Source organism: Micromonospora sp. CA-263727 (genome assembly GCF_050942455.1).
In the GTDB taxonomy this organism is placed as follows: domain Bacteria; phylum Actinomycetota; class Actinomycetes; order Mycobacteriales; family Micromonosporaceae; genus Micromonospora.
On sequence record NZ_CP192031.1, the window covers coordinates 2733026 to 2755818 of the forward strand.

General features: G+C 70.6%; 9 protein-coding genes and 1 pseudogene. 8 read left to right on the top strand and 2 right to left on the bottom strand.

Annotation, left to right across the window (positions count from 1 at the left end):
- The first annotated feature begins 135 nt into the window (after positions 1-135).
- Positions 136-1629 (top strand): ISL3 family transposase, encoded by a 1494-nt coding sequence (locus ACQPYA_RS12315; protein ID WP_433533483.1) that lies wholly within the window; start codon positions 136-138, stop codon positions 1627-1629.
- A gap of 26 nt (positions 1630-1655) precedes the next feature.
- Here ACQPYA_RS12315 and ACQPYA_RS12320 read toward each other — a convergent pair.
- Positions 1656-2264: pseudogene (locus ACQPYA_RS12320) on the bottom strand (transposase); the annotation flags it as partial.
- Between the two features lie 188 nt (positions 2265-2452).
- On the opposite strand from ACQPYA_RS12320, the gene ACQPYA_RS12325 reads away from it, so the two are divergent.
- Positions 2453-3852, top strand: a protein-coding gene (locus ACQPYA_RS12325; protein WP_433532730.1) for an IS3 family transposase whose coding sequence is annotated in 2 segments (ribosomal slippage) — positions 2453-2786 and positions 2786-3852 — 1401 coding nt in all. Because the reading frame shifts where the segments join, the coding sequence is not laid out codon by codon here.
- Positions 3853-4330: 478 nt separating this feature from the next.
- Positions 4331-7096 carry an AAA family ATPase gene (locus ACQPYA_RS12330; RefSeq protein WP_433532731.1) on the top strand — a complete coding sequence of 922 codons (2766 nt, stop codon included), beginning with the start codon at positions 4331-4333 and terminating at the stop codon, positions 7094-7096.
- 59 nt (positions 7097-7155) lie between these two features.
- On the opposite strand, the gene ACQPYA_RS12335 is transcribed toward ACQPYA_RS12330, so the two are convergent.
- The gene (locus ACQPYA_RS12335) at positions 7156-7980 is read right to left on the bottom strand and encodes an SDR family NAD(P)-dependent oxidoreductase (protein WP_278168843.1); all 825 of its coding nucleotides are present in this window, start codon (positions 7978-7980) and stop codon (positions 7156-7158) included.
- Positions 7981-8101: 121 nt separating this feature from the next.
- Here ACQPYA_RS12335 and ACQPYA_RS12340 point away from each other — a divergent pair, with 121 nt between their 5' ends.
- The 5 genes from ACQPYA_RS12340 to ACQPYA_RS12360 all read left to right on the top strand — a co-directional run bounded on the left by ACQPYA_RS12340 (position 8102) and on the right by ACQPYA_RS12360 (position 22787).
- A complete protein-coding gene (locus ACQPYA_RS12340; RefSeq protein ID WP_278168844.1) occupies positions 8102-8689 on the top strand; it encodes a TetR/AcrR family transcriptional regulator in 588 nt (195 codons plus the stop codon).
- Positions 8690-8825: 136 nt separating this feature from the next.
- Positions 8826-9050: a DUF5988 family protein gene (locus ACQPYA_RS12345; RefSeq protein ID WP_433532732.1), complete on the top strand. Its 225-nt coding sequence runs from the start codon at positions 8826-8828 to the stop codon at positions 9048-9050.
- Positions 9051-9104: 54 nt separating this feature from the next.
- Complete coding sequence (locus ACQPYA_RS12350; RefSeq protein WP_278168846.1) at positions 9105-9554, top strand: hypothetical protein; 450 nt, start codon at positions 9105-9107, stop codon at positions 9552-9554.
- Positions 9554-11107, top strand: a complete 1554-nt coding sequence (locus ACQPYA_RS12355; RefSeq protein ID WP_278168847.1) for an FAD-binding oxidoreductase — start codon at positions 9554-9556, stop codon at positions 11105-11107. Before ACQPYA_RS12350 ends, ACQPYA_RS12355 begins: the two co-directional genes overlap by 1 nt.
- A gap of 100 nt (positions 11108-11207) precedes the next feature.
- Positions 11208-22787: an SDR family NAD(P)-dependent oxidoreductase gene (locus tag ACQPYA_RS12360; protein ID WP_433532733.1), complete on the top strand. Its 11580-nt coding sequence runs from the start codon at positions 11208-11210 to the stop codon at positions 22785-22787.
- The last annotated feature ends 6 nt before the right edge of the window (positions 22788-22793 follow it).

Genomic DNA, 22793 nt, shown 5'->3' on the forward strand with positions numbered 1-22793 from the left:
CTTGTGATGTGGAATGATCCGTCGCCAACTCAGTGCTTTCGTTGATCATGTCCGGTGTGTTCGTTTGTGGAGCGGTTACTGCCGCATCTCTCGCTTCTGTTCATCGAGACGGTTGAGCAGCGTGACGGCGTCGTGGTGCTGTCCGCGCGGGTCCGGGCGGAGACCGCGCGGTGTGGTCGGTGTCAGCAGCGGTCAGCCAGGGTTCATGGCCGGTATCAGCGCCGGTTGCGGGACGTCGCGGTCGCCGGGACGGGGTTGCTGCTGGAGGTGTGGGTCCGGCGGTTTCGGTGTGACAACACCATCTGCCCGGCGCGGACGTTCGTCGAGCAGATCGAGGGGTTGACCAGTCCGCATGCGCGATTGACGCCGGGGCTGCGGGGCGTGTTGACGCAGCTAGGTCTGGCGTTGGCCGGGCGGGCCGGTTCCCGGTTGTCGTCGGTGATCGGGGTCGCTGCCGGTCGCGACACGTTGTTGCGGCTGGTGAAGGCGCTTCCGGACCCGCCGAAGACGCCGATCACCGTCCTCGGCGTCGACGACTTCGCGTTCCGCCGAGGTCGTCATTACGGCACTGTGCTGATCGACATGGACAGCCACCGCCCGGTCGACATGTTCGACGGCCGCGACGGTGACGGCCTCGCCGAGTGGCTGCGGCAGCACCCCGAGATCGAAGTACTCTGCCGGGACCGGGCCGGCGGATATGGCGAAGGCGCCCGCTCCGGAGCCCCACAGGCGGTTCAGGTCGCGGACCGGTTCCATCTCTGGCAGAACCTGGGTCAAGCGGTCGAGAAGACCGTCAACGCCTATCGGTCCCGACTCGTCGCTCCGGCACCCCCGCCAGCGGACGACACCATGCCCGCCGAGGTGCAGCCGCTACCCGAAAAGAAGATCGTGACCCGCCTGCGCGAACACCACACCGCCGTTCACCAACTGGCTGCCCAAGGACTGAACAAGTCCGCGATCGGCCGCAAGCTCGGCCTGCACCAGGCCACAGTCCGCAAATACCTGAACGCCGCCAGCTTCACCGAGTTGACCGCCGTCACCGAGCAACGCGCGCACTTGGTCGACGACTACGTCGCCCACCTGCACCAGCGCTGGAACGAAGGAGAACGCAACGCCACGCAGCTGTTCCGAGAGATCAAACAGCAGGGCTATCCCGGCGGAGAACTGGCCGTCCAGCGTTACCTACGCCGCTTCCGCAAAGGACTCGGCCACGCCCCGCACCCCGGCCCGAAACCGCCATCGGTGCGTCAAGTCACCTCGTGGATCATGACTCACCCTGACCATCTCGACGCCCGTGACGCGACCAAGCTTCACGAGCTGCGCAGCCGAGATCGGGACATCAACCGGCTGGTCAAGCACGTGCGAGACTTCGCGGTCATGATGACCGGCCGCCACGGCGACCGCCTGGAGGTGTGGATCACCGCGGTTGAAGTCGACACTCTCACACCGCTGGCCGGGTTCGCCCGCAACCTGCGCCGCGACTTCGACGCCGTCCGCAACGGCCTGACCCTGCCGCACAGCTCCGGCGCGGTCGAAGGCAACATCAACCGCCTCAAGATGATCAAACGGCAGATGTTCGGCCGCGCTGGCCTCGATCTGCTGCGCAAACGCGTCCTCCTCGCACACTGATCCCTTCACACAACCAGCGACAGAGCCCTGATCTTGACGTGGATCGCGTCCAGGAAGATCACCGGATAGACGGGGTCGAGCGGCCGGTTCTGCCACTCGGCCATCCCGTCGAGGACCTTGTCGGTGATCGTGGAGATCGTCTGGCGGGACACGTCCGCCCCGTACACCTCGGCGAGGTGAGCGCTGATCTCACCGGTGGTCAGACCCTTCGCCGACAGCGACAGCACCAGGTCCTCCACACCGGACAGGCGGCGTTGGCGCTTACGCACGATCGTCGGCTCGAACGAACCCGCCCGGTCCCGGGGCACGTTGACCTGCACGGGTCCGACATCGGTCAGCACGGTCTTCGTCCGGGTGCCGTTGCGGGAGTTGCCGTCGCCGGCCGGGTCGTGCCGGTCGTAGCCGAGGTGGTCGGTGATCTCGCCTTCCAGGGCGGACTCCAGCACGATCTTCGTCAGCTGCTGCAGCAGTCCGCCCTCACCGGACAGTTGCAGGCCCTGCTCGCGGGCCTGGGTGACCAGTTGGTTGACCAGGGCCGGGTCCACACCCGCCGCCGAGGCCGGCTTCCGGGACCGCTTCGTCGTCTCGTTCTCAGGCACTGCGGAAGTATCCGCTGTGTCCGTGATGACCGTCATCAGAGGTGTCTCCTCGCTTGTCAGGAGTTACACCGTTGTTCTTACAGACCCCTTCTGGCGCCATCACCCCCTGTCTGTCAGGGTGAGTTGAGGCCAGCGGTTCATAGCAAGTCCGCCGGACAGGGCGAGTTCAGGATCGAGAGTCGTTGAATACTGCTGTTGACGTCGTGACGGCCCAGGATGGGGTCATGAGTCGTAAGAAGGGTCCGCGTGCGGACGGGCCGCGTGCCCGCCGGTCGTTCACCCCGGGGCAGAAGCTGGAACTGCTGGCCGGGTATGAGCAGGCCGTCGCGGCCGGTGAGGGCGGGGCGTTCCTGCGGCGGGAGGGCTTGTACTCGTCGTTGATGTCGGAGTGGCGTCGGGCCCGTGACGCGGGTCTGTTGCAGGGCAAACCGGCTGGTGAGACGGTCGGACGGCCGTCGGCGGAGCAGGCGGAGATCGTTCGGCTGCGGCGGGAGTTGGAGCGTACGCAGGCGAAGTTGGCGCGGACCGAGACGGCGTTGACGATCATGGGAAAGGCGCGAGAGCTCTTGGAGGACATCTCCAGGAGCGAGCCGGACGATCCGGACGTGTTCGGGCTCGGGAAGCGCTGATGGCCGCTTACCGGGAGCTGACCAGCACCGGCACCACGACCCGGGCCGCGGCGGCGATGACCGGGATCGCCCGGTCCACCGCCGACCGGGACCGGCGCCGGCCGACACCGTCGCGGCCGGTCCGGCAGACGCCGGCGAACGCGCTGTCCCCACTCGAACGGGGGCAGGTGCTGCGGTTGTTGAACAGCCCGGAGTTCGTCGACGCCGCTCCGGCGCAGGTCTACGCGGCGCTGCTGGACCAGGGCGTCTACGTGGGCTCGATCGCCACCATGTACCGGCTCCTGCGCGAACACGAGCAGGTCCGTGAGCGTCGCCGGCAGGCCCGGCACCCCGCCAGGCGGCGTCCCGAACTGGTCGCCGACCGGCCGGGGCAGGTCTACACCTGGGACATCACGAAACTCGCCGGGCCGGTCAAGGGCTCGTACTTCGACGCCTACGTGAAGATCGACATCTACTCCCGGTACATCGTCGGGGCGCGGGTGCACGCCCGTGAGTCCGGGCCCCTGGCCGAGGCGATGATCCGGGACGTGTTCGACACCCATGGCGTCCCGCACGTGGTCCATGCCGACCGGGGCACCTCGATGACCTCGAAGTCGGTCGCTGACCTGCTCGAAGACCTGCAGGTGGCCCGCTCGCACTCCCGGCCGAAGGTGTCCAATGACAATCCGTACAGCGAGGCCTGGTTCAAGACGTTGAAGTACGCGCCGGTCTTCCCGGACCGGTTCGCGTCCCTCACCCAGGCGCGGGCGTTCATGACCGACTTCGTGACCTGGTACAACCATGCCCACCGACACGCCGGGATCGGCTTGCATACCCCGGCCGAGGTCCACCAGGGCCGCCATCACCGCGTTCGCGCTGGCCGCGAGAACACCCTCGCCACCGCGCGGGCCGCGCATCCGGAACGGTTCGGCACGACCCGGCTCCTACCCAAGATCCTCGACCTGCCCGAACAGGTCTGGATCAACAAACCCGAGCCACAACGACAAGCCGCTTAACTCCCGTTGGCCTCAATCCCTTGACACGTTCCGCACCCGGCAGTTAGCACTGTGAGGTATGCCACACGGCGGCCGTGGCCGTTGTCGATAGTATCGGCCTGCCGGTATGTCAACGAAGTTGATCAATGCGATACGGGGCGCGTCGGACGGCGTACCGTCGATGGCCCACGTGCGCGGTGGGAGGTGGCCTAAACTGCCCGGTTTGTCCGCTCGCGGGATCGTGCTCCGGCCAATTGACCTGCGTAGTTCCTGGTCGCCGATCACGCGAATGCGCACACCGCGGCCAGTCCATTGTTAACGCATTCGTAACGCCAATTGTCTGGCCTGGTGATAATCACCCTTCGCCGAAATCCAGGTGTGTGTGGTTCGGTTCGGGGTTTCACCTGGCCGGACCGTTTCGTTGGCAGTTGCCGACGTTCATTTCCCAGAGATGTGGTGCAGCTCTGCGCTGCCGCGGGGGATCCGAAGGGAGAGCTGGATGGTGGACAGCGACAGGCGGGACGAACTGGGGGCCTTGGTGTCGGCCTTCACCTCCTGCGAAGGCGGGCAAGGCCGGGTCACGGTCGTCAAGGGCACCGTCGCCACCGGCAAGACGACACTGCTTCACGCGTTCGCCGACCGGCTGACGGGGGCGCACGTGCTCACCGCCACCGCCTCCCGGCAGGAGCGGCAGATCCCGCTCGGCGTGATCTCTCAGCTACTACGCCGGGCCCAGTTGGCGGCCCCGGTCCGGGAACGGGCGGACGCGCTGATCGCGGAGGCTCGCCGGCCGGACGCCGGCCGCGCAGCCGGGGAACCGGTGGAGCATCGGCTCGGCGCCCTGCTGCTGGAGCTGGCCGACGAGCGCCCCACCATGGCCGGAGTCGACGACGCCGAGTACGCGGACACGGCCTCGCTGCGTTGCCTCCAGTTCACGGCGCGCCGCCTGGACGCCAGCCGGCTGCACATGGTGCTGAGCACCGACCACAAGACGCCGGCCGACTTCCAGTGGTTCGAGACGGAGATCGTCCGTCTGCCGCGCTTCAACCGGATGCGGCTGACGCTGCTCGGCCCGGAGGAGATCGAGGGCATCCTCGCGCCGCACCTCGGCCGGGAGGCCGCACGGCAGCTCGCGCCCTTCTGCCACCGGGTCAGCGGCGGCAACCTCGGCCTACTCAACGCGATCATCGAGGAGTCGCACACCTGGGCGGACGACGGGACCGACGAGATCACCCTCGGTCCCGGCGGCGCCTACGGTCAGGCGGTCGTGGACTGCCTGCGTCGCTGTCCCACCGAGGTCACTGCGGTCGCCCGGGCGGTCGCGGTGCTCAGCGGCGCGGCGGCGGTCCCGCTGATCACCGGCGTGGTCGCCCTCGACGCCGCCACCGTCGCCGCGGCGCTGGAGACGCTCAGCCTCTCCGGGCTCGCCGACGGCCTGCGGCACCCCGCGGCCCGCGCCGCCGTGCTGGACGACCTCGGCCCCGCCGAGCGCCAATCGATCCACAAGCGGGCCGCGCACGCGCTCAACGCGGCGGGCGCACCGGCGGCGGCCGTGGCCGACCACCTCACCGCGGCCGGTGACCAGATCGAGCCGTGGGGAGTGCAGGTGCTGGTCCGGGCCGCCCAGCACGAGATCGACCACGGCAGGTCGACGGCTGCGGTGCGGCACCTGGAACTGGCCCGGGAGCTGAGCACCGAACCGGCCGAGCGGGCGCGGATCATCGCGATGCTCACCTCGGCCGAGTGGCGGATCAGCCCCGCCACCGCCGCCCGGCACCTTCCTCAGCTCGTGGACCTGCTCCGGGCCGGCCGGCTCTCCGGCCCGGAGACGACCACGACAATCCGATACCTGCTCTGGTACGGGCGGCTGGACGACGCCGGTGACGCGCTGGAGCGACTGGTCGGCTCCGCCGGCTCTGCCGACGCACACTCGGCCGCAGAGCTGAACCTGTTCCGGCTCTGGCTCACCTACTCCTACCCGACACTGCTGGAACGGGTACCCGCGGCCCGCGACGCGCTGGCCTCGGAGATCTCGGCCGTCACCGTGGCGACCTCGCCGCAGCTATACGCGGCGAACCTGCTGCGCCTGCTCTCCGCCAACGGCTCCTACGACGACATCTTCGACGGTGCCGAGTACATCCTGCACACCTGCCGCCTCAGCGACGACAACCTGGACCCGCTGATCACCTCGCTCTCTGCACTGGTCTACGTGGACCGGCTCGACGTGGCCGCGCAGCGCTGCGACGCGCTCCTGGCCGAGGCGGTCGCGCGCGGGGTGAACACGTGGCAGGGTGAGCTGTCGCTGATCCGGTCGGTCATCGCGCTGCGCGCCGGTGACCTCGCCGCCGCCATCGAGGCCGCCGAGCGGGCGCTGCGGGTCACCGACGTGGAGTCCTGGGGCGTGCGGATCGGCGGGCCGCTGGCGACGCTCATCCAGGCGTACACCGCGATGGGCGACCACCGGGCCGCCGCGGCGGTGCTGCGTCATCGAGTCCCGGCGGAGATCTTCCAGACCGGCATCGGGCTCTTCTACTGGCAGGCACGCGGCTACCACTACGTGGCGACCGGCCGGCTGGAGGCGGCGGCGAGCGACTTCACCGCGTGCGGCGAGCTGATGACGAAATGGGGACTGGACCTGCCCGGGCTGGTGCCGTGGCGGACCGACCTCGCACAGCTCTACCTGCGGATGGGCCGTACCGAGCAGGCGCGGGTGCTGATCGAGGAGCAGTTGGCGCGGGTGTCCCGCGGCCGCTCCCGGTCCCGCGGCGTGGCGCTGCGACTGCTGGCGGCGGTGTCCGAGCCGCGCCGGCAGCTCGCCCTGCTGCGCCAGTCGATCGAGATCCTGGAGGCGTGCGGCGCGCAGCTCGAGTTGGCCCACGCGCTCGACGATCTGGGCCGCTTCCACCACGCCGCCGGTGAGCTGGACCGGGCGCGCGTGGTCAAGCGACGGTCCTGGTATCTGCTGAAGTGGTGCAGCGTGGTGACGACGTCCACCGAGTCGCAGCACGGCCGCCGGCCGGTCGTGGCCGACGCCGAGCAGCCGGGTGCGGGGGAGGACCAGGAGACCGAACGGCTCAGCGAGGCGGAGCGGCGGGTGGTGGCCTGGGCGGCGCGCGGGCTGACCAACCGGGAGATCGCCCGGAAGCTCTACATCACGGTGAGCACCGTGGAGCAGCACCTCACCCGCGCGTATCGCAAGCTCAAGGTCAGGCGGCGTACCGACCTGCCGACGGAGGCGCAGCTACCACTGGCCGAAACGGCATGACCCTGGCCGGCCGGGCCGGTGACGCCGCGACCGCGACATCACCGGCCCGGCACCGCCGGTCACTCGTTCAGCAGGCTCTTGGTCTCGCGGCGCAACCGCTCCGCGTCCTCCCGATCGGCCGGCGAGACGGGCAGATCCACCCGCTTGGCCTGCTTGTAGGAGGTCAGCGGCTCCGCCGGCGGGTTGTCGATCAGGTTCGCGATCGGCAGCACGCCCTTCTCCGCCGGCGTGGCCAGGGCGCCCGCCAGCTTGATCAGGAACCGGACCGGCTTCGGGAACTGGCCGGAGAAGTTGCTCTTGACGAACACCGGGTTGAAGAAGACGTACCTGATCCGGCCACCGCTGGTGTGCGCGGCGAAGTCGATGCCGAGCAGCTCGTTGGCACGCCGGGTCTGTGCCCAGGCCCGCATGCCGTTGTGCTTGCGGGCGAACATCAGGTCGTCCCAGTTCATCGCCTTCGCTCCGGCGCCGACGACGGCCAGGTTCACGATCACCGGTGCCGGGGCGCCGGCCATCAGTGGCGCGATCTCGTGGCTCAGCACATAGCGGCTGAGGTACGCCAGGGCGAAGCTGTATTCGATGCCCTCGTTGGTCTCCGCCCGGTTCATCCGCAGGTAGGTCGCGCACAGCACCAGTGCGTCCACGGTGCTGAACCGGGCGGCGACCTCCCGCGCGACCCGTCGGTTCTCCGCGACGAGCGCCAGGTCGGCGAGGATGAGATGGTATCGATCCGCCGCGCCGAGCCGGGCCGCCTCGTCCGCCAGCTCGCGCCCCTTCTCCGGGCTGCGGCCGACGACCACGACCTGGTTGCCGGCCTTCAACTCGTGGATCGCGAGCGCACGACCGATGCCGTCCGTACCCCCGGAAATGACGATGGTCTTCATGATCCTCCCCAGCCGGCCGGGCGACGCCGACCCCGAACATTATCCGGAACTCCTGATCCGTTTACGCTCGCGATGCTAGCAGGTTTGCACCGTGCGGTTGGGCTACGCGTACGCTCCGTTCATGCCTCGTGAGTCGGCGAACGTGTCCCCCCGCCCGCTGCGCCGGGACGCCGTCGACAACCGCCGGCGGCTGCTCGGCGCCGCCGCCGAGGCCTTCGCCGAGCACGGTCTGGCGCTCGACGTGCGGGACATCGCCCGGCGGGCCGGTGTCGGGATCGGCACGGTCTACCGGCACTTCGCCACCAAGGAACTGCTGGCCGACGCCGTGGTGGCCGACGTGCTCGACCGCTGGGCCGCCACCGTCCGGGAGGCGTCCGGCGCGGCCGACGCCTGGCAGGGGCTCGCCCAGTTCATGGAGCGGTCGCTGGAACTCGTCGCCCAGCATCGCGCGCTGCTCGACGGGCTCGCCGATCCGATGGTCGCGACACCGCGCTTCCAGCAGTGCCAGGACGAACTCCAGCCGGTCCTGGCCGGCATGATCGACCGGGCCCGGGACGCCGGTGTGCTGCGCCCGGAGACCACCCTTGAGGACGTGTCGCTGCTCCTGATCGGACTCGGCCGGATCATCCAGCTCACCGAGGCCCGCTCACCCGGCCACTGGCGCCGCCAGTTGCGCGTCGTTCTCGCCGGCCTCCGACGCCCGGAATAGGTCGGTGTGTGGCTGATAGGGGTCACTAAGGGGTAGGCGGCCCTTCCGCGCTCCGGTTAGCGTCCAATGGCGACGCACCGAATTTCTTTCTCCTTGCCCGCTGATCGCGGGAGGACGGCGCGGAGGAGCTTGTGCGATGAGACATTCCGGTGACGATGGCCTCGTCGATGTGGTGTTGGAGGGCGGTCCGGCGGACCTTCCACCCGAAAGCCGCCTGGTCAAGGCCGTCAAGAGCGACGAGAAGATCAAGATCGAGCATCACGGCGGGTACGAGCACTTCGAGCGCGTCGACGGCGTGCTGGCCGGGAATGGTGATTCGATCACCTATCGATGGACCACCCGCACCAGGATCGCCGAATAGTTCACCGCATTCACGAGCGGACATGGCAGACGATTACGAAAGGGCGGCACGGCGATGAGTGACAGCAGCACCAATTCCGGCACGGCGGACCTTGAGGTGGCCTGCGCCATTCCCGGTGAGACGCCCCAGGACAGCGTCAACTACGTCACGGTCGTCGCGCCGGACAAGGTTGCCGCCGGCGGCGAGATCCACCTTGAGGTCACGCTGCGCAGCCGCGCGGCCACCCCGAGGCTACTGGCCCGTAACGAGGTGACCGCCGAGCTGGAGGTGATCGTGGGCGGTGCGGGCGAGGGCACGCTGACCGTCACCGGGCTCACCAACCCGGCGGAGATTCCGAAGGGCGGCACGGTGTTCCTCAGCGGCGGCACGGTCACGCTGCGCGCGGAGCGGCCGGGCAACTACACGTTCACCCCCGGCGACCACACCGTGGTGACCTCCGACCACCCCGTGGTCTGCACGGTCACGGGCGGGTCCGCGATCGTGGCCAGGACCGAGGTCGCCTGATGACCGGCGTGCCCGTCGAGGCGCCCGCCGCCGGCCGGCTGACCTCGGTGGCCGCCACCGTGCTGCCCGGTGATCCCCGCTACGACGACCTCGTCCGCGGCTGGAACGCCCGCTTCGCCGGTACCCCGGACTACGTACGGCTGGTCGCGTCCACCGAGGACGTCGTCTCGGCCGTGCAGGAGGCGGTGGACAGCGGCCGGCGCATCGCAGTCCGCAGCGGCGGTCACTGTTTCGAGGACTTCGTCACCAACCCCGAGATCCGGGTCGTCGTCGACCTGACGGCGCTGACCTCGATCGGCTACGACCCCGGCATGCGCGCCTTCGAGGCGGGCGCCGGCGCGCTCATCGGCGAGGTGAACCGCACGCTCTTCCGCCAGTGGGGCGTCGCCCTGCCGGCCGGGACCTGCCCATCGGTCGGTCTCGGCGGCCACATCGCGGGCGGCGGCTGGGGTCCGCTGTCGCGGCTGTTCGGCTCCGTCGTCGACCACCTCTACGCCGTCGAGGTCGTCGTGGTCGACGAGGACGGCCGGGCCAGGGCCGTCGTCGCCACCCGGGAACCCGACGACCCGTACCACGACCTGTGGTGGGCGCACACCGGCGGCGGAGGCGGCAACTTCGGCGTCGTGACCCGCTACTGGTTCCGCTCGCCCGGCGCCACCGGCCACGATCCCGGCACACTCCTGCCCTCCCCACCGGCCAGGATGATCGTCGCCCAGGTGCTCTGGCCCTGGGCCGCGATGAGCGAGGAGTCGTTCAGCACCCTGCTGCGCAACCACGGCGCCTGGCACGAACGCAACAGCGACCCCGGCTCGCCCTACGCCGGCCTCTACAGCGTGATCGGCGCGACGCCGCGGGAGGGCGCCGGCGTCATCATCATGAGCATCCAGTTCGACGCCACGGTGCCGGACGCCGAACAACTGCTCACCGACTATCTCGCCGCGCTCGGCGACGGTGTCGGCGTCGATCCCGTCGTCCTGGAACGGCACGTCCTGCCCTGGCTGCACACCACCACCTGGCCCGGAGTGACGGACCGCGCCGACCACACCCGGCGGGCCAAGTTCAAGACCGCCTATCTGCGCCGGAGCCTCTCCGACGCCCAGATCACCGCGGTCTACAACAGCCTGACCACGCCCGGCTACCGCAACATGACCGCCGGCATCATGCTGGCCAGCTATGGCGGCGCAGTGAACGCCGTCGCCTCGGACGCCACCGCCATGCCGCAGCGCGACTCGGTGCTGCGCCTGATCTTCGCCACCGAGTGGACCGACCCGGCCGAAGACGAGCGGCACCTCACCTGGATCCGTACCTTCTACCGCGACGTCTGGGCCGACACCGGAGGCGTGCCCGCGCCCGGCGACACGGCCGCCGGATGCCACATCAACTACGCGGACGCCGACGTGGCCGATCCGGCGTGGAACACCTCCGGCGTCGGCTGGCACACCCTGTACTACCTCGGCAACTACCCACGGCTCCAGCAGATCAAGGCGCGCTGGGACCCCCGCGACGAGTTCCGGCACGCGCTCGGCGTCCGGCCTCCGCAGCCCGGACGCTGATCCGTCCGTGCACGGCCATCGGCGGCGGCGTATCCCCCGAACGCCGCCGCCGGGTCGTGGACGGACCGCGCCCCGCCCGCCCGAGTGACGAAGAGGCGATATGCACGAGCAAGAGAAGGTCGTCGACTACCTCAAGCGGGTCACGGCGGACCTACAGCGAACCCGGAACCGCCTCCGTGAGCTGGAGGAGAAGCGCGACGAACCGCTGGCGATCATCGGGATGAGCTGCCGGCTCCCGGGCGGCGCGACGTCACCGGAGGCGCTGTGGCAGCTACTCCTGGACGGCCGCGACGCCATCGTCCCCTTCCCGTCCGACCGCGGCTGGAACCTCGGGGCGCTCCACGACCCGGACCCGGACCACCCCGGCACCACCTACGTGCGCGGCGGCGGCTTCCTCGACGACATCGCCGGCTTCGACGCCGCCTTCTTCGGCATCAACCCGCGCGAGGCACTCGCGATGGACCCGCAACAGCGACTGCTGCTGGAAGCCGGCTGGACCGCCGTCGAATCCGCCGGCCTGCGGCCGCCCGCGCTGCGCGGCAGCCGTACCGGCGTCTTCGTCGGCATCGGCGGGCCCGAGTACGCCACCCTGGTCGCAGGCGACGGCGGCGGCCTGGAGGGCTACGCCGTCACCGGGAACGCGGCCAGCGTCGCGTCCGGCCGCCTCGCGTACACGATGGGGTTCGAAGGACCCGCGGTCACCGTCGACACCGCCTGCTCGTCCTCGCTGGTGGCCCTGCATCTTGCCGGCGACGCGCTGCGCAAGGGGGAGTGCACGCTTGCCCTCGTCGGCGGCGCCATGGTGCACGCCGCCACGGACGGCATCATCGCCTTCTCCCGGCAGCGCGGCCTCGCCGCCGACGGCCGATGCAAGGCGTTCTCCGACAGCGCCGACGGATTCGGCATGTCCGAGGGTGTCGCCATGCTCCTGGTCGAGCGGCTCTCCGACGCGCGCCGCAACAACCACAAGATCCTTGCTCTGGTACGCGGCAGTGCGGTGAACCAGGACGGTGCGTCCAGTGGTCTGACAGCGCCGAACGGGCCTTCGCAGCAGCGGGTGATCCGGGCGGCGTTGGCGAATGCGGGTCTGTCGGTGCGGGATGTGGATGCGGTGGAGGCGCACGGTACGGGTACGGCGTTGGGTGATCCGATCGAGGCGCAGGCGTTGCTGGCCACGTACGGTCAGGAGCGTGGCGAGGCGGGTCCGGTGTGGCTGGGGTCGCTGAAGTCGAACATCGGTCATACGCAGGCTGCTGCTGGTGTGGCTGGTGTGATCAAGATGGTGTTGGCGATGCGGCATGGAGTGTTGCCCCGCACGCTGCATGTGGATGAGCCGTCGTCCAAGGTGGACTGGGCGGCCGGCGCGGTGGCGCTGCTGACCGAGGCCCGCGACTGGCCCGAGGCGGCGGACCGGCCGCGTCGGGCGGCGGTGTCCTCGTTCGGCGTGAGTGGCACGAACGCGCACGTCATCCTCGAAGCGGCACCCGCCGCCGAACCGGTCGAATCGGCGCCGGCACCGCCGATGGTGCCGTTCGTCATCTCCGGCCGTTCGGCGACGGCGCTGCGCGGCCAGGCCGTCCGTCTCAACGACACCCCGCTCACGGATCCGCTGCGGGATGTCGCCCACTCCCTGTTCCACCACCGCGTGGCCTTCGAGCATCGTGCGGTAGTCGCTGCCGGTGAGCCGGATCGGCTGCGTGCCGCGTTGGATGCGCTGGCGGTCGGTGGTCCGTCGCCGGTGTTGGTGGAGGGTGTGGCGCATCGTGCGGTGCGTCGTCCTGCTTTTGTGTTTCCGGGTCAGGGTTCGCAGTGGGTGGGTATGGCGTCGGAGTTGCGGGCGCAGTCTGCGGTGTTCCGTGACCGTTTCGCCGAGTGTGAGCGTGCGTTGGCGCCGTTTGTGGACTGGCGGTTGTCTGAGGTGGTCGACGACGAGGTGGCGTTGGGGCGGGTTGATGTGGTGCAGCCGGTGTTGTGGGCGGTGATGGTGTCGCTGGCGGAGGTGTGGTCGTCGTTTGGTGTGAAGCCGTCGGTGGTGGTGGGTCATTCGCAGGGTGAGGTCGCCGCCGCGTGTGTGGCGGGTCTGCTGTCTTTGGATGACGGTGCCCGGATAGTCGCGTCTCGTTCGGCGTTGGTGGCGTCGAAGCTGGCCGGCAGGGGTGGGATGGTGTCGGTCTCGGCTTCCCGCGAGGAGGTGGAGTCGTGGTTGGTCGGGTTGTCGGTGGCGGCGGTGAATGGCCCGTCGAGCCTGGTCGTGGCTGGTGATGACCGGTTGTTGGATGCTCTGCTGGCCCGGTGTGAGCAGGCGGGGGTTCGTGCCCGGCGGATCGCGGTGGATTACGCCTCCCATTCGGTCGACGTGGAGACGATCGAGACGGACCTGCGCGCCGCCCTGGCCGGGATCGTCCCAACGGTAGGTGGTGTTCCGTTCTTCTCCACCGTCACCGGCCGGTTCGAGTCGGTGGTTGACGCGGACTACTGGTATCGGAATCTGCGTCAACCAGTCGGTTTCGCGGCTGCCGTGCAGGTGTTGGTGGCTGATGGGGTGGACGGGTTTGTGGAGGTGTCGGCGCATCCGGTGTTGACGACTGCGATCGAGGACACGGTCGAGGGTGCGGCGGTTGTTGTGGGGACGTTGCGTCGGGATGAGGGTGGTCTGCAACGGCTGTATCTGAGTCTTGGTGAGGCGTGGACACGTGGCCTGCCGGTCGACTTCACCCCGGCATTCGGGAACAACCCGCAACTGGTGGACCTGCCGACCTACGCCTTCCAACGAGAGCGTTTCTGGCTCGATCCCACACCGACGCACGGTGGTGATCCGGCGACGCTGGGCCTGACCGCCGCCGGCCACCCTTTGTTGGGCGCCGCCGTCCCCCTGGCCGACGGTGACGGTGTCGTCTTGACCGGTCGGATCGGTCTGCACACCCACCCCTGGCTGGCTGATCATGCGGTCAACGGGACGGTTCTGCTGCCCGGGACCGCCTTTGTCGAGTTGGCGTTGCGGGCTGGTGACGAGGCCGGCTGCGGCCGGCTCACCGAGTTGACCCTGCACGCGCCGTTGACTGTCACCCCGCGTACGGGTGTCGAGGTGCAGGTCCGGGTCACGGTTCCTGACGACACCGGTGCCCGTACTGTCACCATCCACTCCCGCGACGACGATGACGACGACGTGTGGACCATGCACGCCTCCGGCTCGTTGACCGCCACACCGTCCCTACCCGCCGCCGCGCCGATGGCCTGGCCGCCGGCCGGCGCCACCGCGCTGGACCTGGACGGCTTCTACGACCGCCTCGCCGCAGACGGGTACGACTACGGCCCCGTGTTCCGAGGGCTGCGTGCCGTATGGCGCCGTGGCGACGAGATCTTCGCCGAGGCCGGGCTGCCCGAGCCGGCGCACGCCGACGGGTTCGGCCTGCATCCGGCGCTGCTGGACGCGGCACTGCACGCAACGCTCGCGATCGGGGACGGCGAAGTGCGGCTGCCGTTCGCCTGGACCGGTGTGACCCTGCATGCGACGGGGGCGACCGTGCTGCGGGTCCGGCTGAGCCCGGCCGGGTCCGGCACCGCGATCCACGCCACCGACGCCGCAGGCCACCCGGTCTTCACCGCAGACGCGCTCGTCTCCCGCCCGGTCACCCCGGCGACCTCCGCGACCGGACCTGACTCGCTGTTCCAGGTGAACTGGGTACGGTCGCCGGCCCTGGACGCCCCCGCACCGCGCATCGCCGTCCTGGGCGACGACACGCTGGGCCTGCACGCCTCGGGTGTCGTTCCCACCGCCTACGCCGGCCTCGGCACCGTCACCGACGTCCCTGACATCCTCGCGGTCTGCCGCGCCGGCACGGGCACGCTGGACCCGGCTGCCGTACGCGCGTCCACCGCCGGGCTGCTGGACGTGCTCCAGGAGTGGCTCTCCGACGAGCGCTTCGCGGCCACCCGGCTCGCGATCGTGACCAGGGGTGCGATGTCGTGCGGGGACGACGCGCCCGGAACGGATCCGTCGCTCGCGCCGCTGTGGGGCCTGGTCCGCTCGGCCCAGTCCGAGCACCCCGGCCGGATCGTGCTCGCCGACCTGGATCCCGGGCGTACCGCCGACGACACGCCGCTTCCCGCCGCCCTCGCCAGCGCGGAGCCGCAGATCGCACTCCGCGACGGCGCCCTGCTCGTGCCGCGGCTCGTGCGTGCCGGACAGGCGCGCGGGCTCGTACCCCCGGTGGATGCCGACTGGAGGCTCGAGGTCACCGCGCCGGGCACCCTGGAGAACCTCGTCCTCGCGCCGCAGCCGGCACGCGCGGTGCGTACCGGCGAGATCCGGGTGGCCGTGCACGCCGCCGGCCTCAACTTCCGCGACGTGATGATCAGCCTCGGCATGTACCCGGATGCGGCGGCCGCCACCATGGGCGGTGAGGGCGCCGGCGTGGTCGTCGAGGTCGGACCCGGTGTGACCGGACTGTCTGTCGGCGACCGGGTGCTGGGCCTGATGCCCGGCGGTCTCGGCCCCTCGGTCGTCGTCGACCACCGGCTCGTCGTCCCGATCCCCCCGGGAATGTCCTTCACCGTCGCCGCATCGATCCCCGTCGTCTTCCTGACTGCGTATTACGCGTTGGTGGATGTGGCGGGTGTGCGTGTGGGTGAGCGGGTGTTGGTGCATGCGGCTGCGGGTGGTGTGGGGATGGCGGCGGTGCGGTTGGCGGGTGTGTTGGGGGCGGAGGTGGTGGCGACGGCGCGTCGGGACAAGTGGGGTGTGGTGGGTGTGGCGGGGGTGTGTTCGTCGCGGTCGTTGGAGTTTGCGTCGGTGTTTTCGGGTGTGGATGTGGTGGTGAATTCGCTGGCGGGTGAGTTCGTCGACGCGTCGTTGGGGTTGCTCGGCAACGGCGGTCGGTTTGTGGAGCTGGGTAAGACGGACGTGCGGGATCCATCCGTGGTCGCGGCCGCTCATCCGGGCGTGACCTACCGCGCCTTCGACCTGGTGGAGGCGGCACCGGAACGCATCGGCGAGATGCTGCGCGACATCGTACGGATGATCACCGACGGAGTACTGCGCCCGCTGCCGGTCACCGCCTGGGACATCCGGCGGGCACCGGACGCGTTCCGGCATCTGGCGCGGGCGAGGCACGTGGGCAAGCTGGTGCTGAGCATCCCCCGGCCGCTGGATCCGGACGGAACCGTGCTGATCACCGGCGGGACCGGAGGTCTGGGACGACTGCTCGCCCGGCACCTCGTCCGACGGCACGGCGTCCGGCATCTACTGCTGGCCGCCCGGCGCGGCGCGGCGACGCCCGGGGTGACGGAGTTGACGGCCGAACTCGCCGCGGACGGCGCGGACGTACGCGTCGTCGCCTGCGACGTGACAGACCGTGCCGAGGTCGTGCGCCTGCTGTCGGCCGTCGCGCCGGAACATCCGCTGACCGCCGTCGTGCACACCGCCGGCGTCCTGGACGACGGCCTGGTCACCTCGCTCGACCACGCCCGCCTCGACACCGTCATGCGGCCCAAGGCGGATGCCGCCTGGCACCTGCACGAGCTGACCGCGCCACTGGGACTCGCGCGGTTCGTGCTCTTCTCTGCGGCCTCCGGCACGCTCGGCGGCCCGGGCCAGGGCAACTACGCGGCGGCGAACGTCTTCCTCGACTCGCTCGCCGAGTTCCGCCGCTCCCAAGGGCTACCGGCGGTGTCGCTGGCCTGGGGACTGTGGGCGGAACGCAGCGGGATGACCGGGCACCTCGACGACGCCGACCTGGCGCGGATGGCCCGGGGTGGCATCGCGGCGCTCACCGCCGAGGAAGGGCTGGCGCTCTTCGACGCGGCGTTCGAGGCGGACACGGCGCAGCTCGTACCGCTCCGACTGGATCTTCGGGCGTTGCGCGCCCGGCCCTACGAGGATCTGCCTGCGGTCCTGCGCGGCCTGGTCCGGACCCCGGCCCGGCGCGTCGCCGCAGTCGACGGCCCGGCCGACCGTGACAGCCTGACCGCCCGGCTGGCCGCGCTGAGCGCTCCGGAACGCCGCAACCACCTGCGTGACCTCGTCCGCGCGCACGCCGCCACGGTGCTCGGACACACGGCCGACACCGCGATCGACCCGGGGCGCGCCTTCAAGGACCTCGGGTTCGACTCGTTGACCGGTGTCGAACTGCGCAACCGGCTCGGTGCCGCCACCGGCGTACGGCTGACCGCGACGCTCGTCTTCGACTATCCGACACCGGAGGCGCTCGCCGAGCACCTCGACGCGACGCTGTTCGGCACCGCCGCCGCTGCTGCCGGGCCGGCCGTCGTGCGCGCCACCGCGGACGCCGGCGAACCGATCGCCATCGTCGGCATGAGCTGCCGGCTGCCCGGCGGCGTCGACTCCCCGGACGCGCTCTGGCGTCTGCTGTACGACGGCGCCGACGCCACCTCGGAATTCCCCACCGACCGTGGCTGGGACCACGCGTCTCTCTTCGATCCCGACCCCGGCCACGCCGGCACCTCCTACTCCTCGCGTGGCGGCTTCGTCCAGGCGGCCGACCGCTTCGACGCCGGCTTCTTCGGCATCTCGCCACGGGAAGCGCTGGCCATGGACCCGCAGCAGCGACTGTTGCTGGAGACGTCCTGGGAGGCGTTCGAGGCCGCCGGTCTCGATCCCGCGACGCTGCGCGGCAGCCGTACGGCGGTCATGGTCGGGGCCAGCCGTCAGGACTACGCGACGCTCCAGCCCGGCACGCCGGAGGAGATCGAAGGCTATCTGGTCACCGGCAATGCGGCCAGCGTCGTGTCCGGCCGTCTGTCGTACACGTTCGGGCTGGAGGGCCCGGCGGTCACCGTGGACACCGCCTGCTCGTCGTCGCTGGTGGCGTTGCACCTGGCCGCGCAGGCGCTGCGGCAGGGCGAATGCGATCTGGCGCTGGCCGGCGGCGTGACCATCATGTCGACGCCCGGCATCTTCGTGGAGTTTTCGCGTCAGCGAGGTCTGGCCGCCGACGGCCGGTGCAAGGCGTTCTCCGCCTCGGCGGACGGGTTCGGTATGTCCGAGGGCGTCGGCATGCTGCTGCTGGAGCGGCTCTCCGACGCACGCCGTAACAACCACAGGATCCTTGCCTTGGTACGCGGCAGCGCGGTGAACCAGGACGGCGCGTCCAACGGTCTGACGGCGCCGAACGGTCCGTCCCAGGAGCGGGTGATCCGAGCGGCGCTGGCGAGCGCTGGTCTGTCCACTGCGGACGTGGATGCGGTGGAGGCGCATGGTACGGGTACGACGTTGGGTGATCCGATCGAGGCGCAGGCGTTGTTGGCCACGTATGGCCGGGAGCGTGGCGAGGCGGGTCCGGTGTGGCTCGGTTCGGTGAAGTCGAACATCGGTCATACGCAGGCTGCCGCCGGCATGGCCGGTGTGATCAAGATGGTGTTGGCGATGCGGTACGAGCGGCTGCCCCGGACGCTGCATGCTGACGAGCCGTCGCCGCACGTCGACTGGTCGGCCGGCGACCTGCGCCTGCTCACCGAGCCCCGGGATTGGTCCGGCAACGGACACCCGCGCCGGGCCGGCGTCTCCTCGTTCGGCGTGAGCGGCACCAACGCGCACGTCATCCTCGAAGAGGCGCCCGATTCCGGGACCGCACCCGAGCGGACCGGCGATCCGTACCCCATGCTCCCGTTCGTGCTGTCCGGCCGCGACGGTACCGCGGTCCGCGCCCAGGCTCACCGCCTCTCCGCGCACCTCGGCCTCTCTGTGCCCCCAAGCGTCGATGTGCTACCGGATGTCGCCCACTCCCTGTTCCACCACCGCGTGGCCTTCGAGCATCGTGCGGTAGTCGCTGCCGGTGAGCCGGATCGGCTGCGTGCCGCGTTGGATGCGCTGGCGGTCGGTGGTCCGTCGCCGGTGTTGGTGGAGGGTGTGGCGCATCGTGCGGTGCGTCGTCCTGCTTTTGTGTTTCCGGGTCAGGGTTCGCAGTGGGTGGGTATGGCGTCGGAGTTGCGGGCGCAGTCTGCGGTGTTCCGTGACCGTTTCGCCGAGTGTGAGCGTGCGTTGGCGCCGTTTGTGGACTGGCGGTTGTCTGAGGTGGTCGACGACGAGGTGGCGTTGGGGCGGGTTGATGTGGTGCAGCCGGTGTTGTGGGCGGTGATGGTGTCGCTGGCGGAGGTGTGGTCGTCGTTTGGTGTGAAGCCGTCGGTGGTGGTGGGTCATTCGCAGGGTGAGGTCGCCGCCGCGTGTGTGGCGGGTCTGCTGTCTTTGGATGACGGTGCCCGGATAGTCGCGTCTCGTTCGGCGTTGGTGGCGTCGAAGCTGGCCGGCAGGGGTGGGATGGTGTCGGTCTCGGCTTCCCGCGAGGAGGTGGAGTCGTGGTTGGTCGGGTTGTCGGTGGCGGCGGTGAATGGCCCGTCGAGCCTGGTCGTGGCTGGTGATGACCGGTTGTTGGATGCTCTGCTGGCCCGGTGTGAGCAGGCGGGGGTTCGTGCCCGGCGGATCGCGGTGGATTACGCCTCCCATTCGGTCGACGTGGAGACGATCGAGACGGACCTGCGCGCCGCCCTGGCCGGGATCGTCCCAACGGTAGGTGGTGTTCCGTTCTTCTCCACCGTCACCGGCCGGTTCGAGTCGGTGGTTGACGCGGACTACTGGTATCGGAATCTGCGTCAACCAGTCGGTTTCGCGGCTGCCGTGCAGGTGTTGGTGGCTGATGGGGTGGACGGGTTTGTGGAGGTGTCGGCGCATCCGGTGTTGACGACTGCGATCGAGGACACGGTCGAGGGTGCGGCGGTTGTTGTGGGGACGTTGCGTCGGGATGAGGGTGGTCTGCAACGGCTGTATCTGAGTCTTGGTGAGGCGTGGACACGTGGCCTGCCGGTCGACTTCACCCCGGCATTCGGGAACAACCCGCAACTGGTGGACCTGCCGACCTACGCCTTCCAACGAGAGCGTTTCTGGCTCGATCCCACACCGACGCACGGTGGTGATCCGGCGACGCTGGGCCTGACCGCCGCCGGCCACCCTTTGTTGGGCGCCGCCGTCCCCCTGGCCGACGGTGACGGTGTGGTGCTGACCGGCAGGATCGGCCTGCACACCCACCCCTGGCTCGCCGACCACACCGTGCTCGGTTCCGTCCTGCTGCCCGGGACCGGCTTCGTCGAGCTGGCTCTGCGGGCCGGTGACGAAGCCGGCTGCGGCGTCCTAGACGAACTGACCCTGCAAGCCCCGCTGGTGATCCCCGCACACGGTGCCGTCCACGTGCAGGTTCGTGTCGCCGCAGCGGACCAGGACGGCACGCGGGCCGTCACCATCCACTCCCGCGACGGCGATGCCCCCTGGGCTACGCACGCCACCGGCCTGCTGACCGCCGCGCCCTCCCGGCCCGGCACGGCCGCCCCGATGGCGTGGCCGCCGGCCGGCGCCACCGCACTGGACCTGGACGGCTTCTACGACCGCCTCGCCGCCGACGGGTACGACTACGGCCCGGTGTTCCGAGGGCTGCGTGCCGCCTGGCGCCATGGCGAGGAACTCTTCGCCGAGGTCGGGCTGCCGGACCCGGCGGACACCACCGGCTTCGGCGTGCATCCGGCGCTACTGGACGCGGCACTGCACGCGATGCTCGCGGTCGGGGACGGCGAGGTACGGCTGCCGTTCGCCTGGACTGGCGTGACCCTGCACGCCACCGGGGCGACCGTGCTGCGAGTGCGGCTGAGCCCGGCCAGGTCCGGTACCGCGATCCACGCCACCGACGCCGCAGGTCACCCGGTCTTCACCGCCGACGCGCTCGTCTCCCGTCCGGTCGACCCGGCCGCGCTCGCCTCGGCCACCACCCGCCAGGCACAGGCGTCCCTGTTCCGCGTCGGCTGGGAGGCGGCCGCAACCACCGAGGCGCGGCCGGCCCGGACAGCCCTGCTCGGCGCGGACGTCTTCGGGCTGCTGCCCGCCGGCGTCGCCTCGACCGGTTACCAGGATCTCGCCGAGATGACCGATTTCCCGGAAGTGGTGGCGGTCTGCTCCGGCACCGACCCCGCCACACCCGAGGCCGTCCACGCCGCCACCACCAGTCTGCTGCTCCTGTTGCAGCGCTGGCTGGCCGACGACCGGCTCGCCGACACCCGGCTCGCCGTCGTCACCCGTGGCGCGGTCGCGGCCACGGAGCACGACGACGTACCCGATCTGGCGCACGCCGCCCTGTGGGGCCTTGTCCGGTCGGCGCAGACCGAACACCCCGGGCGGTTCCTCCTGATCGACCTCGACCCGGATGCCGGTCTCGCCGCCGACCTGCTGACCGCCGCCCTGTCCGGCGCCGCACCACAGACGGCCCTGCGCGGCGACGCGCTCCTCACCCCCCGGCTCGTCCCGCAGCCGATGGCACGCGCCGAACTTCCGGCAATCGCGGACGGCACCGTACTGATCACCGGTGGCACCGGCGGCCTGGGCGCGCAACTGGCCCGCCACCTCGTCATCCGGTACGGCGCCGGCCGGCTGCTGTTGGCGAGTCGGGCCGGAGCCGACGCGCCGGGCGCCGACGCACTACGCGCGGAGCTGGCGACGCTCGGCGCCGAGGCCGAGATCGTCGCCTGCGACATCGCCGACCCGGACGACGTGGCACGGCTGCTGGAACGCATCCCGGCGGAGCACCCGCTGACCGGGGTGGTGCACGCCGCCGGTGCGCTGGACGACGGCATGCTGACCTCGCTCTCCACCGACCGGGTCGAGGCGGTGCTCCGCCCGAAGGTGGACGGCGCGCTGCACCTGCACCGGCTGACCGCTGCGGCGAAACCGGCGCTGTTCGCGCTCTTCTCCTCGGCCGCCGGCGTGCTCGGCTCGGCCGGGCAGGCCAACTACGCGGCGGCCAACGCCTTCCTCGACGCGCTCGCGGCGCATCGGCGCGCCACGGGGCTGCCGGCGACATCGCTGGCCTGGGGACTGTGGGAGCAGTCGAGCGGGATGACGGACCGGCTGGACGCACAGGACCGGCGGCGGATGTCCCGGTCGGGTCTGACACCGCTCTCCACCGAGGACGGGCTGGCGCTGTTCGACCTCGCGATCGCCGGGCCGGCACCGGCGGTCGTACCGATCCGGCTGGATCCGGCCGAAGACGCAGACGCCGACGCGCCGATGCTGCGCGGCCTGGTGCGCGCACCGCGCCGCCGGGCCGCCCGGAACACGGTAACCGCAGACGGCTTCCGGGACCGGCTGGCCGCGATGCCGGAGGGACAGCGCGCCGCGGCGGTGCTGACGCTGGTCCGTACGCACGCGGCGGCCGTGCTGGGGCACAACGGGCCCGGCGCGGTGGATCCCAGACGCGGCTTCCAGCAGTCCGGCTTCGACTCGCTGACCGCCGTGGACCTGCGCAACCGGCTCGGTGCCGCGGTCGGCATCCGGCTACCGGCCACGCTGATCTTCGACTATCCGTCGCCGGCCGTGCTCGCCGAACACCTGACCGCGCGCCTGACCGCCACGATGACGGCCACCCCGGCACCCGCCGCCGCACCGGAACCGATACGGCCGGGAGCCCTCCTGGCCGAACTCGACCGGCTGGAGTCGGCGCTCGCCGGAGCACGGCCCGACGACGAGGACAGTGCGCGGATCGGTGCCCGGCTGCACCGGCTGGCCGCCGCGTGGAGCGGTCGCCCGGAACCCGCCCCGGCTGGCGCCGCCGTCACCGACCGGCTCAAGGCCGCGTCGGCCGACGAGATCTTCGCCTTCATCCAGAACGAACTCGGCAAGTCCTGACCACGC